This is a genomic window from Novipirellula artificiosorum, assembly GCF_007860135.1.
GTDB lineage: Bacteria > Planctomycetota > Planctomycetia > Pirellulales > Pirellulaceae > Novipirellula_A > Novipirellula_A artificiosorum.
On record NZ_SJPV01000004.1, the window covers coordinates 519,484 to 534,372 of the forward strand.

The 14,889-nt window shown below is 54.0% G+C and carries 9 protein-coding genes; all 9 read left to right on the top strand.

The window, feature by feature from the left end:
* The first annotated feature begins 198 nt into the window (after positions 1-198).
* On the top strand, positions 199-639 hold the full coding sequence (locus Poly41_RS14490) for a PadR family transcriptional regulator (RefSeq protein ID WP_146526993.1): 441 nt from the start codon (positions 199-201) through the stop codon (positions 637-639).
* A complete protein-coding gene (locus tag Poly41_RS14495; RefSeq protein WP_146526995.1) occupies positions 554-2,341 on the top strand; it encodes a transglutaminase-like domain-containing protein in 1,788 nt (595 codons plus the stop codon). The genes Poly41_RS14490 and Poly41_RS14495 overlap by 86 nt, the downstream gene beginning before the upstream one ends.
* A 297-nt stretch (positions 2,342-2,638) precedes the next feature.
* Positions 2,639-4,132, top strand: coding sequence for an alpha/beta hydrolase family protein (locus Poly41_RS14500; protein ID WP_146526997.1), 1,494 nt, complete (start codon positions 2,639-2,641; stop codon positions 4,130-4,132).
* A gap of 233 nt (positions 4,133-4,365) precedes the next feature.
* On the top strand, positions 4,366-4,968 hold the full coding sequence (locus Poly41_RS14505; protein ID WP_146526999.1) for an RNA polymerase sigma factor: 603 nt from the start codon (positions 4,366-4,368) through the stop codon (positions 4,966-4,968).
* Between the two features lie 25 nt (positions 4,969-4,993).
* Complete coding sequence (locus tag Poly41_RS14510; RefSeq protein ID WP_146527001.1) at positions 4,994-10,852, top strand: protein kinase domain-containing protein; 5,859 nt, start codon at positions 4,994-4,996, stop codon at positions 10,850-10,852.
* Positions 10,849-11,535 (top strand): hypothetical protein, encoded by a 687-nt coding sequence (locus Poly41_RS14515; RefSeq protein WP_146527003.1) that lies wholly within the window; start codon positions 10,849-10,851, stop codon positions 11,533-11,535. Before Poly41_RS14510 ends, Poly41_RS14515 begins: the two co-directional genes overlap by 4 nt.
* 235 nt (positions 11,536-11,770) lie before the next feature.
* Entirely contained in the window at positions 11,771-12,031 is a 261-nt protein-coding gene (locus Poly41_RS14520) for a hypothetical protein (protein ID WP_146527005.1), read from the top strand.
* Between the two features lie 56 nt (positions 12,032-12,087).
* Complete coding sequence (locus Poly41_RS14525; RefSeq protein WP_146527007.1) at positions 12,088-12,681, top strand: hypothetical protein; 594 nt, start codon at positions 12,088-12,090, stop codon at positions 12,679-12,681.
* A gap of 57 nt (positions 12,682-12,738) precedes the next feature.
* A complete protein-coding gene (locus Poly41_RS34920; RefSeq protein WP_146527009.1) occupies positions 12,739-14,865 on the top strand; it encodes a formylglycine-generating enzyme family protein in 2,127 nt (708 codons plus the stop codon).
* The last annotated feature ends 24 nt before the right edge of the window (positions 14,866-14,889 follow it).

Here is a 14,889-nt window from a genome sequence, read left to right on the forward strand (position 1 = left end):
TCTAAGTCAACGATTTGCTCTGTCGAGCAGTTTGTTTGCGAAACTCAAAATCGACGAATTCGATTGAAGTCCCAGCCCGAATTGGGTCGGGGAAGCCAGGCGAGATTGTAGAATACCGAAGCCATCTATTGACAAGTTGTTACTAGTGGCTAGCATGTGTGGCATTGGAGCAACGTTTAGCTGACGTAGGTCGACACTATGCCCCCGGACGATTCAGGCCGCAAGTTTCAAAAGGAACTCAATTCTGGAGCGGTGTCGCTCGTGTTGTTGAGCGTTTTGCAACGAAACGGTGAGCCGATGTACGGGTACGAGATCGCAAAATATCTTGAGTCAGCGGCACAAGGCGCGCTCCCTATGAACCAGGCGGCGATCTATCCTGTTCTGCGTTCGCTCGAGAAGCAACAGTTGCTTCGCAGTCGGATGGTCGCATCGGAATCGGGGCCTCCGCGAAAGTATTATCAACTTACTGCGGCCGGAAGACGCGCGTTCGACGAATGGAAGTCTGCTTGGATGAAGACGACATCATTTGTGAATTCCCTGTTGGAGACGAGCGATGTTGAAAGCGATGCCAACGCCGATGCTGAAGTACCTCGAGCAACTGGAGCAGTGCCTGAAACAAAAGAGCGGCATCGCCGCTGAAGATGCGTTGAGCGATGCGCGCGAGCACTTAGAGCGAGACTACCGCGAGCTTTTGCAGTGCAAGCCAGACTGTTCCGATGACGACGCATACCGACACTTTGCATCGACTTACGGAGAACCCGACTCTGTCGCTCAGCAATACGAGGACTTATCGAAGCCATTGTTGTTGAAGCTACCCGGATATGCGCCGGGCTGGCGGATTTGCTGCACGCGCTGCGGTCGCAGCGCGCCGGCAGCCAAAGCAGGGATCACACGCATCGGTGCCCGCTCGCATCGTAAATACGTCGTGGGGTGGTGCCGCGATTGCCGATGGTTGCGCTGGCTGCGGATCGAACACGATCTGGATCGCACCAACCTCACGAAGGAACTCGGCGTTCGCAAGTCGCCAGCGGAGTTGCGATCGAAGAAACATCGGCCCTGGACATTTCTTGCAGCGTTATTGCTATCGATTTTCTTGCTTGTCTTCGCGGCGAACGTCGGCTCGCGGATTCTTATCGGCCTTGGTTTTTCCGATCCGCCCGCCGATGGTACGTTCGGAGAAATGCCGCCGGGGTGGAAAGTCGATAGCCATATTGTATTCTCGACGGAGAGGGCAAAGGCGATTGGCGAGAAGTTTGGCGGAGATATCATTGGTGTGACCAACACGGTGATTCGCGATGGCACCAGAAAGCTACAGATCAATGAGATCCAATGCCGTACTGCGAACGATGCCACAGTGATCCAAAACGCGTTGGCCAAGCTGCATTCGAATCCGCGCGACTGTGTGCTCAGGGATACCACGGTGTTTGAGTTCGTGTGTCGAACGCCAGAATCCGGTCGTTTCGCCGCTGAAGCCCGATACCGACTGCCGATTCAACCCGAAAAGGTACGATACCGTGTGCAGTTCGACGCAGCACCCCTTGCCGCGGTCGAACCAATGGCTTGGAACAGGTTTTTCAATCTGTTCTTGACTTGGGAAGCCAGCGAGAACAAAGCGGCAATTGAATCACAAATCGACGACTTGTCGAAGCAATTCGAGTTCTCGAACAAACTAACGTTGAAGCGAACCGGCTTGGGATCAACAGAGACCCAATGGAGCTTTGCCCCCCAAGCAATTTCGACGACGGAAGCGATCACCGAGGAAGCGATTAGCTACGAATTCGCCACAATGCCCACGCGTGCGGGAGTACGTTACGTGCATGTCCTCGCCGACGTGACCTGCGAACGGCTTGCGGTCACGAAGACGGATCGAATTCATGATGGATCTCTGCTTGCGGCTAATCCATTTTGGCCCGTTGATGACCTGAGAATTCAGAAACTGGCCCAACAGATTACTGCCGGCGCATCGGGAGAGCAGGCAAAGGTCGACGCGATCATGGCGTGGTTTGCGAATTCACAAAATATTCGCTTTGATGGGAAGACAGGTTCGCGATTCGGAACTTTGGCGGTGCTGGAGCAAAAGTTTGGTCATTGTTGGGATTATTCGGATCTTTTTGTTTCGCTTTGCCGAGCCAGCGGGATTCGATCGCGCCAAGTCGTAGGTTGGTTGTATGGCAGCTCAGGGCACGCATGGGCCGAGGTTGTGATTGACAACGCATGGCGTCAGATGGACCCAACGACTGGCACACTTTGCGGCAGCGATTACATCCCGCTCGTCATCAGCGAGGATGGCACGATTCCATTCGTGTACGTTTCCGCGGTGAAGATTGAAGTCCTTCCATAATGGTCATCGAATAGAATACGACTATGAATTGCGTTGGGAGATGCTGAATCAACTCTGTCGAAAGCCGTACGCATTGAATCGTCAGCCGAATAGGACACTGCCAAGTGCTTGGTTTCGGTTGGTCGAGCATGAAAAGTTCTTCGGCAAAGAATCGGTGACCTAGTTTCGTATGTTGGCGTCCATTGTCGAGACGTGTTAGTTGATAGGCATCCGGCTGAAACGTGGTCGCGATTTGGCTTGTATCGGGACGAGGACTTATTGGGTTCAGGAAAGGCTCCGAAAGGCGCAGGCACTACGATGCATTACAAGTCCAATCACATTCTTAAGTTGCCTTTCACGGTACCATTCTTGTTGTTTCTGCTCGCGAGTGGATTGGCAGCAGGTGCTGAAGAAGATACTCAGGAATCCCGTTTCCAGGAGCACATCGTCGAGTTCCACAATGGAGACGTCAGGCTTGCTGGAAGTTTACTCGTGCCCGAGGGCGTCTCTTCTTGCCCGGCCGTTGTCTTTGTTCACGGCGCAGGCCGCAATACGCGGAAGCAGCACCAAGAGCTTGGTAAATATTTTGCATCCAACGGCATCGCAGCACTGATTTACGACAAACGCGGCACCGGTGAATCCGGCGGCGTCTACGAGAGTCATGAGCCCTACAAGAACCTGGTGGATGACGCCCTTGCCGCCGTTGACTTGCTCAAGCAACGTCCCGAGATAGCACAATCCCAGATCGGGATTTGGGGCCTCAGTCAAGGTGCCTACATCAGCGCTGCTGCAGCATCGAGGACGCAAGACATCAAATTCGTCATCACCGCAGGGGCATCCGTTGCCGACGGCAGCTTCTTCTACTACTGCGACAATCTGTTTCGCAAACATGGGCTGTCGGACACATTGCGTGATCTTGCCGCAAAAGGGCATTTTGTGACCAGGGATTTGAACGAAACCATGCAAGGTGGACTAAGTCTCTCGTCGTTTGTACCGCGATCCTATCCGCCGCCCGATCAATACCTCCATCCCGCATGGAGCCACGTCACACAGCCGGTTTTGGCAATGTGGGGCGAACTAGATCAAATCATTCCGGTAGGTGAAAGCGTTGCCGGCATGAGGAATTCTTTGGCTCATGCGAACAATGACCGATGGACCATGATCATCCTGCCGAATGCGAATCACGATCTAGGACTCTCCGAAACTGGCGAGCTGCAAAGTAAGTGGCGTGGCTATGCACCCGGAGCATTGAAAACCATGACGGACTGGGCTCGCGCCACGCTCAATGACCCATCGCAGATCGACGCAAAGAAGCAGGTAGGCGTCGCCCCTGAAGCAGGAATTCTTTCCAGGTATGCAAGCTATGAAGGCCTTCGCTGGTACGGTAACGCGACGGTTCAGATTGCGCTTTGGGTTCTCTTCTTTACCGTTTTTCTGATCAACACGATCATCATTTTGTACCGCCGCTTGAGTCGACGATCAAAACCAACGTTACCAGGATTAGGATGGCCAGACCGACTTAAGCGGATGCTCTCCTTGCTGAACTTCCTGATCATGATCGCGCTCACCATTACGATATTGTTGGTGATTGACCAAATACGCCCGAGTTGCCCGACCGTCCTGAGGTTTCTTCCAATCCTGGGAACCGTGTCGACGTTTGCGACCATCGCCGTTGTGATCGGGTTTGCCACGACTCGTCGTGATTTCGACTGGACCACAACAAGCAAGTTCTGGTGGTCGCTCGACTTGCTTTGCCTGATGCTGTTCGTTCCTTACATGCTGTATTGGAACCTAATCGGCTTTCACTTTTGACACCAGGAAAACGGCAGCAAGAGTGACCAATTATTTGCCGCGAATGTTCGCAAGTCGTTTGTCCGGAAACGAGAGCAACCAAGCCCTGAATCAAGCGTTCGCTTGATTCAGGGCTAGTCAAAGCAGTTCTGAGAGGAGGAAATGTCTGAAAAACACCGTTTGGCGAGAAAGAATATGATTTGTGCTGAGTCATCTATGTAGAGCGACTCATTTTTCACCAGGAATCGCGATCCATGACCGTCAGCCCACCAGAGACCCGTGCCAGCTTGATTCTGCGGTTGCAGGATGCTGCGGACGTGGTGGCGTGGGATGAATTCGCAGAGATTTATGCTCCGGTCGTGTATCGCTCGGCTCGGCGGCAAGGCTTGCAGGCGGCTGATGCGGATAACGTTGTGCAGGAGGTTCTGGCGGCAGTGGCTCAGTCTGTGACGCAGTGGCTCCAGCGTGACGATCGGGGGCCGTTTCGCAAGTGGCTGTTCCGAATTGCCCGCAATACCGCCATTGATTTTCTCACGCGGCGAAAACATCGAGCGTGGGCCGAGGGTGGCGATGCTGTGGCGCGGCAACTGGATGAAGTCGAAGCGGCCGCCGATATGTCGAGTCAATTCGATCTGGAGTATTGCCGGGAAGTTTTCCTGCGGGCTTCCGAGGTCGTGCGGCGACAAGTGAGCGAAACGACCTGGCAGGCGTTCTACCGTACGAGTGTCCTGCAGGAATCGGTCGAAACGGTTGGGGATCACTTGGGGCTTCGAGCCGGCGCGGTGTATATCGCACGCTGTCGCGTGATGAAACGATTGCAGCAGACGGTCGTCGAGTTGACAGGGGATGTGAAATGAGAAATCCCAATGAGGAAAAAATCCAATGATAAAGTGTGATGATGCAGCGCTCGCCGCTCTACTGAATACTTGTGACGACGTTGACGAGCACGACAGTGATGTGGCTCTGCACGTTGAGTCCTGTGAGTATTGCCAGAGCCGGTTGTCAGAGCTGGCCGCCGATGCTGAGCAATGGGACGCAGTGTCGCAATGGCTTTCACCAGGCGACGTGACTTCTGAGATTTACGCCGAGTCACTCGACGCCAGGGAACGCTGGAAACGTCCGTCTGCCTGGACGGAGACAATGGCGAAGTCGCTGCTTTCGGCGGCCAGTCACCCCGAGATGCTGGGCCGCATTGGTCGCTACGATGTGGAACGCCTGATCGGCAGCGGTGGGATGGGTGTGGTTTTCAAAGCTTACGACACGGAACTCAATCGGCCAGTGGCGGTGAAATTGCTGGCTCCGTACTTGGCTGGCAACGGTGCCGCACGCAAGCGGTTCGCTCGGGAAGCTCGCGCGGCAGCGGCGGTGGTGGATGATCATGTCGTGCCGATCCACAACGTCGAAACCGAAAGCGAACATCCGTTTCTGGTGATGAAGTACATCGCGGGCGGTTCGCTGCAACAGCGGCTCGATCGCGAAGGGCCACTCGAAGTTTGCGAAGTCCTGCGGATCGGCATGCAGACCGCGAAAGGGCTGGCTGCCGCGCACGCTCAGGGTTTGATCCATCGCGATGTCAAACCGTCGAACATCCTCCTGGATGAAGGCGTCGAGCGAGCGCTGCTGACCGACTTCGGTCTGGCACGCGCCGAAGACGATGCTTGCTTGACTCGCAGCGGCTTCCATCCTGGCACGCCTCACTATATGTCGCCCGAACAAGTGCGCGGCGAAGCCATCGACGGGCGCAGCGATCTCTTCGGACTCGGCTGCGTACTGTACGCCTTGTGTACCGGCCATCCACCCTTCCGCGCCGAAACCAGCTACGCGGTTCTCCGTCGCATCACCGACACGGAACCTCGCCCGATTCGCGAAACCAACCCCGACGTTCCGTCATGGCTCGAACAAATCGTGATGAAGCTGCTCGCCAAATCGCGGGCTGACCGTTTTGACTCGGCGGCAGACGTGGCTGAGCTGCTGGAGGACTGTTTGGCCCACGTTCAGCAACCGACAACGACTCCTCTGCCCGAGTCCATTGCCGCATTGGCCCCACGACAAAGCCGTCGTCCGCCGGTCGGAAAAGTCATCGCTGCGGCAGCCTTTGCTTTTTCACTGATCTTCGCTGGCGTGTTGATCGTGCTGGAGTTGAACAAAGGGACGCTGACGATCGAGTCCGAGGCGGATGACGTGCCGATCCGCATTATGCAGGGGGACGAAATTGTTGAGAAGCTGACAGTCACGAAGTCAGGCGGGTCTGTTCGCATAGCGGCGGGAATATACAAAATCGAATTCGATGGTGAATTTGAAGGAATCTCGCTGAAGGACAACATCGTTTCGCTGAAGCGAAGACGGACGGAAACGATCAGGATCATCCGTGAAGTGAAGTCAATAGAAAACGGCGATAACGACGTCGCCGAGAAATCACATTCGCCGTTGAACGGTCCGTACAACTTCCGAACCTCGCCGCAATACAAAGATTTGTCAGCCGATGATCGTGGGAAACTCGATACCGTCCACAACGATTTCAACTTGTTGTGGGGAGCACTCCACAGATTTGCATCTGAGCACAACGACGCCGTACCAATGTCTCTGGAGGATCTCGTCCCTCGCTATCTGAAGAGTCTTCCCAAAGATCCGTTTGCGACTGCGACAACGGCCGCGAAGACAGATCTCGGCATTTATCGCAGCTCACTCGGTGGCTACGGGTATCACTATTGCCGTGGCAAAGGGCAATCCTGGATCGTTGCCAGCGTCGGCTTGCCGGATTTCCCGTACCTTGCGGAGCGAGGAAATGTCGGTCTTTACCTGCCCAAAGGGCGTTGGATTTCCAAGTCTCTTGATGTTGTGCCGCCGTTGGATGAAGAGACAAGCGCAGAGCACGGCGACGTCAACAATCAATTCGCTTCGCCAGCTCACGCCACAACCGTCAACAACCTTTCGCAGTTGATGGCCGCGCTGCATCAGTACCATGAGGACAAAGGCCACTTCCCGCCGGCATCGGTTTTGGGCAAGGATGGCAACGGTGGACCGCCGCATAGCTGGCGTGTTGAAATTCTGCCGTGGCTCGGTGAGCAGGCTCTGTACGACCAGTATCGCTTTGACGAACCGTGGGACAGCGAACACAACAAACCGCTACTGTCGCAGATTCCGGATGTGTTTCGAGGAATCGTCAACAGTGAAGTTGACGATCCCAATTCGGTCTATTCAGCCTACTATGCGGTAACGTCCAATGATGTGTCGAAACGGGCAGTGGAACTGGAAGAGGCAAAACGGCGAGGCCACGAAATCGACTCTTACGGCTTTGGGGGCGACGCAGAGAACGAACGCAACAGCATAATTGAAGCGGAGGTTCCCGCAGGAACGACATTTTTCTGGAACCAACGTGGTTCTGAGTTTCGTTACATTCTGGACGGCACTTCCAACACGATCGCTATTGTCGAAGCTCGAAGAGACATCCCATGGACACAACCAACCGACATCGATTATTCCGCCGACAAGCCGCTACCACAGCTCGGACGCAATGACGGAGGATGGTTCGCTGCGTTTGCCGATGGCACTGTCAAGCAAATCGCTACCTACAACGATGAACGCACCATTCGTAACTTGCTAACAATCGATGATGGCAATCAAGTTGTACCGCATCTCGTTAAACGATTTCAGATCCGAGAAGCGGTGGCTGCATCGGGCTCCGTGTTGCAGGGAGAAGGACTTTCCACGACTGCCCAACGACCGGGCGGAACGCTTTTAAGTTGGATGACTGATGAACCGCCGATCATCTGTGAAGACGACATCCAGGCGATTGAATTGAGGGATGATCCTGCCAACAAATCCAGCTTCCAAGTAAAGATGACACTCTCGGATGTTGCGGGGAAGAGATTGCTGGCCGAGACCGCACGTATGTGTGAGCAGTCCACGCCTGAACACTCGCCGCATCTGGTGATTTTGATTGACGGGTCCAGCGTGAGCGAACCTCGCGTTGTGACACCGATCGGCGCAACCCTGGTCATTTCCGGTCTAACCGGTCGCGAGCAAGCGCAGGTCATTGTATCGCACGTTCGCCGCACGATTGCCCTGGCGAATCAAGCCATCGACGAGCAACACGCATCCGAACCGGTTGAGGCTGGCGCGGCCACAATTCCGGTGATTCCAAAAAAACTCAGTGGGCATGAAATCGGAGAAGACGAAGAAGAGGTGTCGGATACCCTGAGTCGCTCCGAAGCCGCACCGGCCAATCGAATGGAAACCGAGATTGCCAGCTACAACGAGAGCACGAAAGCTCTCTACCCCAACCTGGCAGATTCACCGTTGACGCCAGAGGAATTGATCGCCTGGGCGTCTTGGTATGTGGAACGAGACGTGGATTTGTCACCGGGAATGAAGACCGCTCTAGGAACGATCGCTCAGGAACATCGACTTCCATTCAATCTCACGTTTCGCGGGGGCGTGCAGGAATTGTTGGCATGCGAGCCACCGGTAGAGTGCTACCGAATCTCGGTTCATGATGAAGAAACCAACGAGATGCTGGCTATTCGCGAGCGATTCGTTCAGCCCTCCAAAGGGTTCCCGAAGCCCGATATGTCTGTGTACCACGAAGGAACACGACTGGCGACTGCCGTCAAACGTTTCAACGCGCGGCATCGCGAAATTAACGGACAACGGCAGTTGCCTTTGACGGAGGACGAAGTCGTCGCAGCCATTCTTTATGAGCAAACGAAACGCGATGGAGCGGACGTCAGTGATTCACTGTTCGAGAGCCTTCAAAACATCGCTCACACACGGACTCTTCCTGAAGGAACGGAACTAGATTTGATCCCTACATTTGGGGTCCAAGGAGGGTCGACGTACACGATCTGTTCTATTCGCGTGAAGATGCCGCAAAACGAAAAGGGTCGTGAAGGCTGGACGTATGCGTTTGAGATTCGCAAGCAGTTTATTTCCGTGAAGCATGGCAATACTGGTGAGATTCATTGGGGCAAGCCAGCGGAGAATGGGTTGCAGGCTGGCGTTCGTATCAGTCCGCCACTACAGAAATACAAAATCGGTCAACAGCTTGAAATTGAAATCGCCTATCGCAACATCTTCAGTGAACAGCTAGCCGGTTCGCTTCCCAACTTCCTTTCTTATGACAAAGTCCAGGTTCACGATGCTGCTGGCGTTTCGATGACCTTAATCGATCGCGAGGCGGAAAAGATCATTGGTGGCTGGAGAGGCGCTGGCTGGAATGATCAGCCGCAGACTCTTCGCGGACGACCGATCGCGCTGGTGACAGAGCAAACTCAGCAGGACTCATTCGATCGTCGTACGCTGTTCGTGGTTGTACAGCCCGGCCAAAAGTACACATTGCAGTTTGCTGTTGGAAACTACGCGGATGGAGCCGAAGGATCAATCGAGACTGGCAAGGTCGAATTTTCCGTATTGGGTCCCGGAGCAGGTTCCACGACTTCCGATGAATCGAAAAACTCTGCTGTGGCTGTTCCGCCGATGGAATTCGACACGCTTGAGGATTTCCTGAAACCCGGCAAAGAACTGTTTGACCGGGAGATGCAGCAGATTGACGAGCGTTTGGCGTCAGCCGAAGAAGGGACTGCCGAGCATACTCTGTTCAAGACGAAGAAGAAACAATTGCAGGAGCGATGGGATCTGGGTGTTGCTCAGGTGAAAGGCATGGTTGCCGCAGCGAAAGCCGGGAACCCCGTGCAACTCGCACCGATTGTGATCCCAAGTAACCCAACTCCATGGCGAGCGCCGTTGCCCGATCCATTGCAGACGCATGATGAAGAGATAGCGAAAGTCCTCACTGGAACTTGGGATATCAAGCAATTGACGGAGTCTGGCAAAGACGTTCCGTTCGACGAGGGCTCAGTAACCTTTGGCGCGAACATGTTGATGATGCGTTTCAAGCTGGGAGACGAAGAGGGCGAGCAACAGTACATGTACCGCATTTCTGGCGACAAGATCGACCTTTGGGAATACGATCCCGAAGAAACCCAGACGGATCGAACTCAGCCGATGCTCGGATCGTTCAGGCTCGCCAACAACACACTCCGTATCTGTCACCACGATCGACCAATGGAAGTCGGCCAGCCTCAACCACGCCCGCCGCTCCTACCCGGCAGGGGGCTTGTCTTTTGGGAACTGCAACGCAACGACGACCATAACAAGGGACGAGAAACCAAACCACTGTCAACTGATTCATGGGAAGTGCGGGTCGATGGCAGATTCGGCACGCTGCAAGTTCTCAAGCCGGTTTCACTCACGGACGCAGTCGGCAAGTTCAACGAGGTGGCAAGAACACATGAAGTCGGGCGCGATCAGCCCGAACTTACGGCAGAGGAAGTGGTCGGAGCATTGCGGCTGTTGGTGGCGAGAAAGGAATGCAACGAAGCGACCCGGAAAGACTTTCAGCAGGTCATTGACTCACAGATGTTGCGGCCAGGTCACATAATCCAGTTCAACACGCAATCTGAAACGGAAGGGCACTTGTTTACGGTTTGGGCGATTCAATTTGGCGATGATGATTCGTATGCGTGGTTCAAGATTCGCAACGCGACGTTGATATCCCGCCTGAAATCTGCGGAGGAACGAAAGGCATGGGAACAAGCGAAAGACGCAATGGCGAAGAGCTTTCGCGAGGCCAAGCTAAGTGGTCAGTTGCGTCACAAAATGGAATCTCATGCGTCTGAACCAACAAATATCCCCGGCTTTAGCTTTGAAACAAATCTCGTGCCCTTGGACCGTTCAAAATGAAAAAAGGACAACTGATGAACGATGTGACCTCGGCCTGTGTTCGGTCGTTCGAATGGATGCTACACGGTATGAACGTAGTAAAAACATCAGGCATTCTCATCTCCTGCCTCCTGCTGAGTCTTTCGATAGGCGTGGCTCAAGACTTTGAGTCCGCCCAAACCAACGATGGCACTCAGGGCACGCAATCACCGGCGAAACGAATTGGCGCAGTCGAACTTCCGCCCGAAGAAAACAATTCGTCCAATGAACTGAACTCAAACCCTGCGATGGTGGTTGGGCCGAAAATGGACGGACTTGGTCAGCCCCGAGCCTGGAAATGGCGAAACCAGGTGCTTGACACAACTGTGACTGTCGAGGGGCTGGCATTGGGAATGCCACCGATGAAGCCGTCGCACATGCCGACGCAACGAGTGATTTACGAAGGTGGCATCATCTTCGTTAAAAGTGCCAACTTTAAGAGCACAGATTGCATCGGTAAACTGGTGAGGGTCACCGGCACGCTTCGGCTACAGCCGGCAAGTGTGTCTCGCTTCGACGGACACAAGGACGTGATTTCCCCTAAGTATTACTTTATTGATTGTGAGCATCTCGAACTCCTTGATCGTGTCTCGGAATCCGTACTGATGTCGCCGGAGTTGACGGACGGTGGGGCTGATCACGTTGCCAATGAGTCCAAACAATAGTGGACGGCTCTGGCAACTGGATCGTCGCTCCACAGATGTGCCATGGCAGAGCCTACTCGCACACTGCGAAGGCTGCGATTTGGCAGCTCGATGCAGATGAACGAGTCCTACTTTCAACAGTCTACAATGACACAATGTTCACAAGCGTCTTGCCTCCTGACGGCGCGGACTATGTCGTCAATCTAAGGTTACGTTGTGGGAAGACTGAACGTGTCGCCTTTCGGCCGGCGATTCTTTGTTCGACTTCTCGAACTCAGGAACGCAAACAAAGCTGGTTCATGCGGGCAAAGAGCAGTCGATCGACAACGATGACGGTTCTCGCGAGTGGACGATCCTTACGGCAAGACGGCGCAGCGAGAATAGCTCCGTGGAACTGAATAAACAGCAAGTGCTCGATCTCGGCATCGACCTGCAAACCATCAAACAAATCGGGCTGCAATCCGTTCGCGGCACGATCGCCGTTAGTAACTTCGGCGTGACTGGCAACGTTTATTAGCGTGAACGAATGGAAAACAAAAAAGACTGATGCCCACAACCAAAATGGAAACACCCATGCGAATACTCTTAATCTTGACTTTTGCCTTTACGGTTTCGGCGGCGGTCTTAGCCGACGACACGATTCCATTTGATGGATGGGTGTTTCCAGGTGCGAAATTGAAAGAACAGTCAACGACGCCGATTACACGTACATCGGCTGACAAGAAACCCGTTCAGTCAGTTGAGAGCGGGCTGGGCCAATATCTCACGGAGAAACCGTTCCACGAAGTTGTCGCATTCTATGTCCGCAAGAGCGGACTCAGGCCGCCGAATTGGAGCATCCTGGGGCGTGAATACCCGGGAACCGATGTCCATATTCCGGCACACTTCTCGCACACCAATTTTTACCGTGAGGAACCAAGCATTACCGTGCTGCACTACATTCGCGAGGATGTTGCCACCGCTCAAGTACTCGTGACCGACCACCCGCAACTTGGTTTCATCACCGTCTCGATTACACGCGGAAGGAACGACGACCAAACCGTGATCCAACTGATCCAACATTCATCAAAGCGAATACATCGGCGCAACGAACAATCTGACCAGAATACACAAGAGTCCTCTGCCGCTGCGGTCCTGAATTCAGAGTTTACAACTCGGACGCCATGACCCCGAAGAAGAGAACCCATCTGATACACTAAAGCTTCCTTTGAACGGAGATTGAAAATGATTTTGTCACCCAATGTCTCCGGCAAGCTGTCCTGGAAAGGCGCATTGGCAATGGCCATCCTTGCCATCATCGCGTTGCCTTATTGGTCGCTGGCGCAGTCTGCAGCGGATCCACCGCAGACCGAAGCCTCGTCTATGCCCGAACTAGTCATTCAAGAGAGCAGTGAAGAAACAGCAATCACAGAGGAAGTCGTCGGAGACATTCGATACCTTCATCCGCCTGCCATCGCCCAGTCATTGATTGTGGAAGAAGGTGCCTGGGGGCCTAATGTTGACGGACTGAAAGCTGCATTCTTGATGAGCGACATCGTCGGACGATCCGATGACTCGATGTTCGTCAATGGCGCACTCGTTGTCAAAAACGTTAGTGAAGAGCCGGTTTGGTTTTCAGAGACGGCATCAACAGCCATTCCGAAGCTGTACAGCGTCGACGACAAAAGGATCGCGATTGAAACGGGGCCTTTTCTATCGACTGCAATCGGACATCGCTTCTATCAGGCTTGCAGCATCGTGCGGCGAACGATCCTCGCGCCGGGCGAACAATGCGTGCTTGATCGAGAGTGTGAATTGGCGGTCTACAGTCCGGATAGAAATACTCGATGGGGAAATAGCATTCACACTGTTTTTGAGCGTGCAACTGTACCGCCGGGCAGATACTCCGTCGCGGTTGACTTTACTCCCGGACTTCAATCCGAAAGCTATTGGAACGATCTTGTTGAACATAGCAAAATCGAGATTGCTCTACCTGACTTCTACGAGAATGGACAAGTCGTACCGCGAAGTGTGCCGGGTGAGTGGTATGGATCACTGCAAACGGGCCGAGTTCAGCTCACTGCGTTCGATGGTAGCGACGCAACGAAGATCAACGAGTCGCGGAAAGTGCCTGCCGATGTCGCCGATAATCTGCGAATCGGGAGTCGGAACGGACTTACCTTCTTTAAACGCGATGGAGTTTTACGACTGTACGATCAGCAAGTACCGCACGCGCTGGTGGCTTTTGTTCCCGCGCACGATGGCGTGTTCATTACCGAGGGTGTGCTCAAGCTACGTTCTACATGCTTACGCAATCTGCTGGATATATCCGAGCAGCAGGTGAAACTGATTGACCTGTGTTCCGGCAATTTACTAACGCATTTCGTGCCAAATCAAGAAGGTGAACTCGAACTGCAAGACGCGAAGAACGCAGAAAGGGTGTCGAACAAAGTAAATCCTGGTCAGGAATCGACTTCCGAGCAAAATGATATTTCTCACACACTGGAACGCTGGGTTTCAGTGAGTCCGTTGAAGGTGACGGTCGCCTCTGCAGGAACGGCCAAAGTTCTTGACGACTACAGCGTGCGGCTGGATGGAGAGCGTGTCGAGATGGTTGTCGCGGACGCAAAGTTTGCATACCGTTGGTGCCCGGCTGGTGAATTCAAAATGGGTGCGTCCGAAGATGCACGAAGGGAGTATGGCGAACGTTTCGTACCACAGCAAGACGTGCTTATCTCAACCGGGTTTTGGATGCAGGAAACGGAAGTCACGCAATTGCAGTATGAGAAAGTGATGGGACAACGTCCGGCATTTTGGAATGTCAGTTTGCAGTCGGACGACATCTCACAACACCCGGTTGAGCAGATTACGTGGTTCGAAGCAACGGAGTTTTGCGCGCGGCTATCGAACATGGATGTGGCGAATAACTATCGATTGCCAACCGAAGCCGAGTGGGAATACTCGTGTCGAGCCGGAACCACCACAACGCGTTACGGCGATCTCAAGGACATTGCCTGGACCTTTCAGACCACTGAAGAAGGCGGCGAAGGCGGCTCAGGGCACCGCCACGTCGGCAAGAAGAAACCGAACGCGTGGGGGCTCTACGATATGTTGGGCAATGTCGCCGAGTGGTGCTCCGACTGGCACGGGCCGCCTCCGTTGCAATTCATAGCCGACCCAACGGGACCTGAATCCGGTGAGAGCCGAATCGTTCGGGGCGACGATTGTTTCGCAGACTGTTCGGAAAGTTTTCCGGGTTGTCTGGCCGGAGCCCGCGCGAGTTGGCGACCGGACGACAGTAGCCGAATCATCGGGTTTCGTGTGGTACGTATTCCGGCCAATGCAGAAAAGGGGTCGCACATTGAGCAATAGCGGTCAATCGTTCAGTCATTCGGT

What these genes read in the sequence shown, in the direction of transcription:
- Poly41_RS34920 (WP_146527009.1), top strand. Translation starts at nt 12,739, where the DNA reads ATGATTTTGTCACCCAATGTCTCCGGCAAGCTGTCCTGGAAAGGCGCA.
- Poly41_RS14525 (WP_146527007.1), top strand. Translation starts at nt 12,088, where the DNA reads ATGCGAATACTCTTAATCTTGACTTTTGCCTTTACGGTTTCGGCGGCG.
- Poly41_RS14495 (WP_146526995.1), top strand. Translation starts at nt 554, where the DNA reads ATGTTGAAAGCGATGCCAACGCCGATGCTGAAGTACCTCGAGCAACTG.
- Poly41_RS14505 (WP_146526999.1), top strand. Translation starts at nt 4,366, where the DNA reads ATGACCGTCAGCCCACCAGAGACCCGTGCCAGCTTGATTCTGCGGTTG.
- Poly41_RS14510 (WP_146527001.1), top strand. Translation starts at nt 4,994, where the DNA reads ATGATAAAGTGTGATGATGCAGCGCTCGCCGCTCTACTGAATACTTGT.
- Poly41_RS14490 (WP_146526993.1), top strand. Translation starts at nt 199, where the DNA reads ATGCCCCCGGACGATTCAGGCCGCAAGTTTCAAAAGGAACTCAATTCT.
- Poly41_RS14500 (WP_146526997.1), top strand. Translation starts at nt 2,639, where the DNA reads ATGCATTACAAGTCCAATCACATTCTTAAGTTGCCTTTCACGGTACCA.
- Poly41_RS14515 (WP_146527003.1), top strand. Translation starts at nt 10,849, where the DNA reads ATGAAAAAAGGACAACTGATGAACGATGTGACCTCGGCCTGTGTTCGG.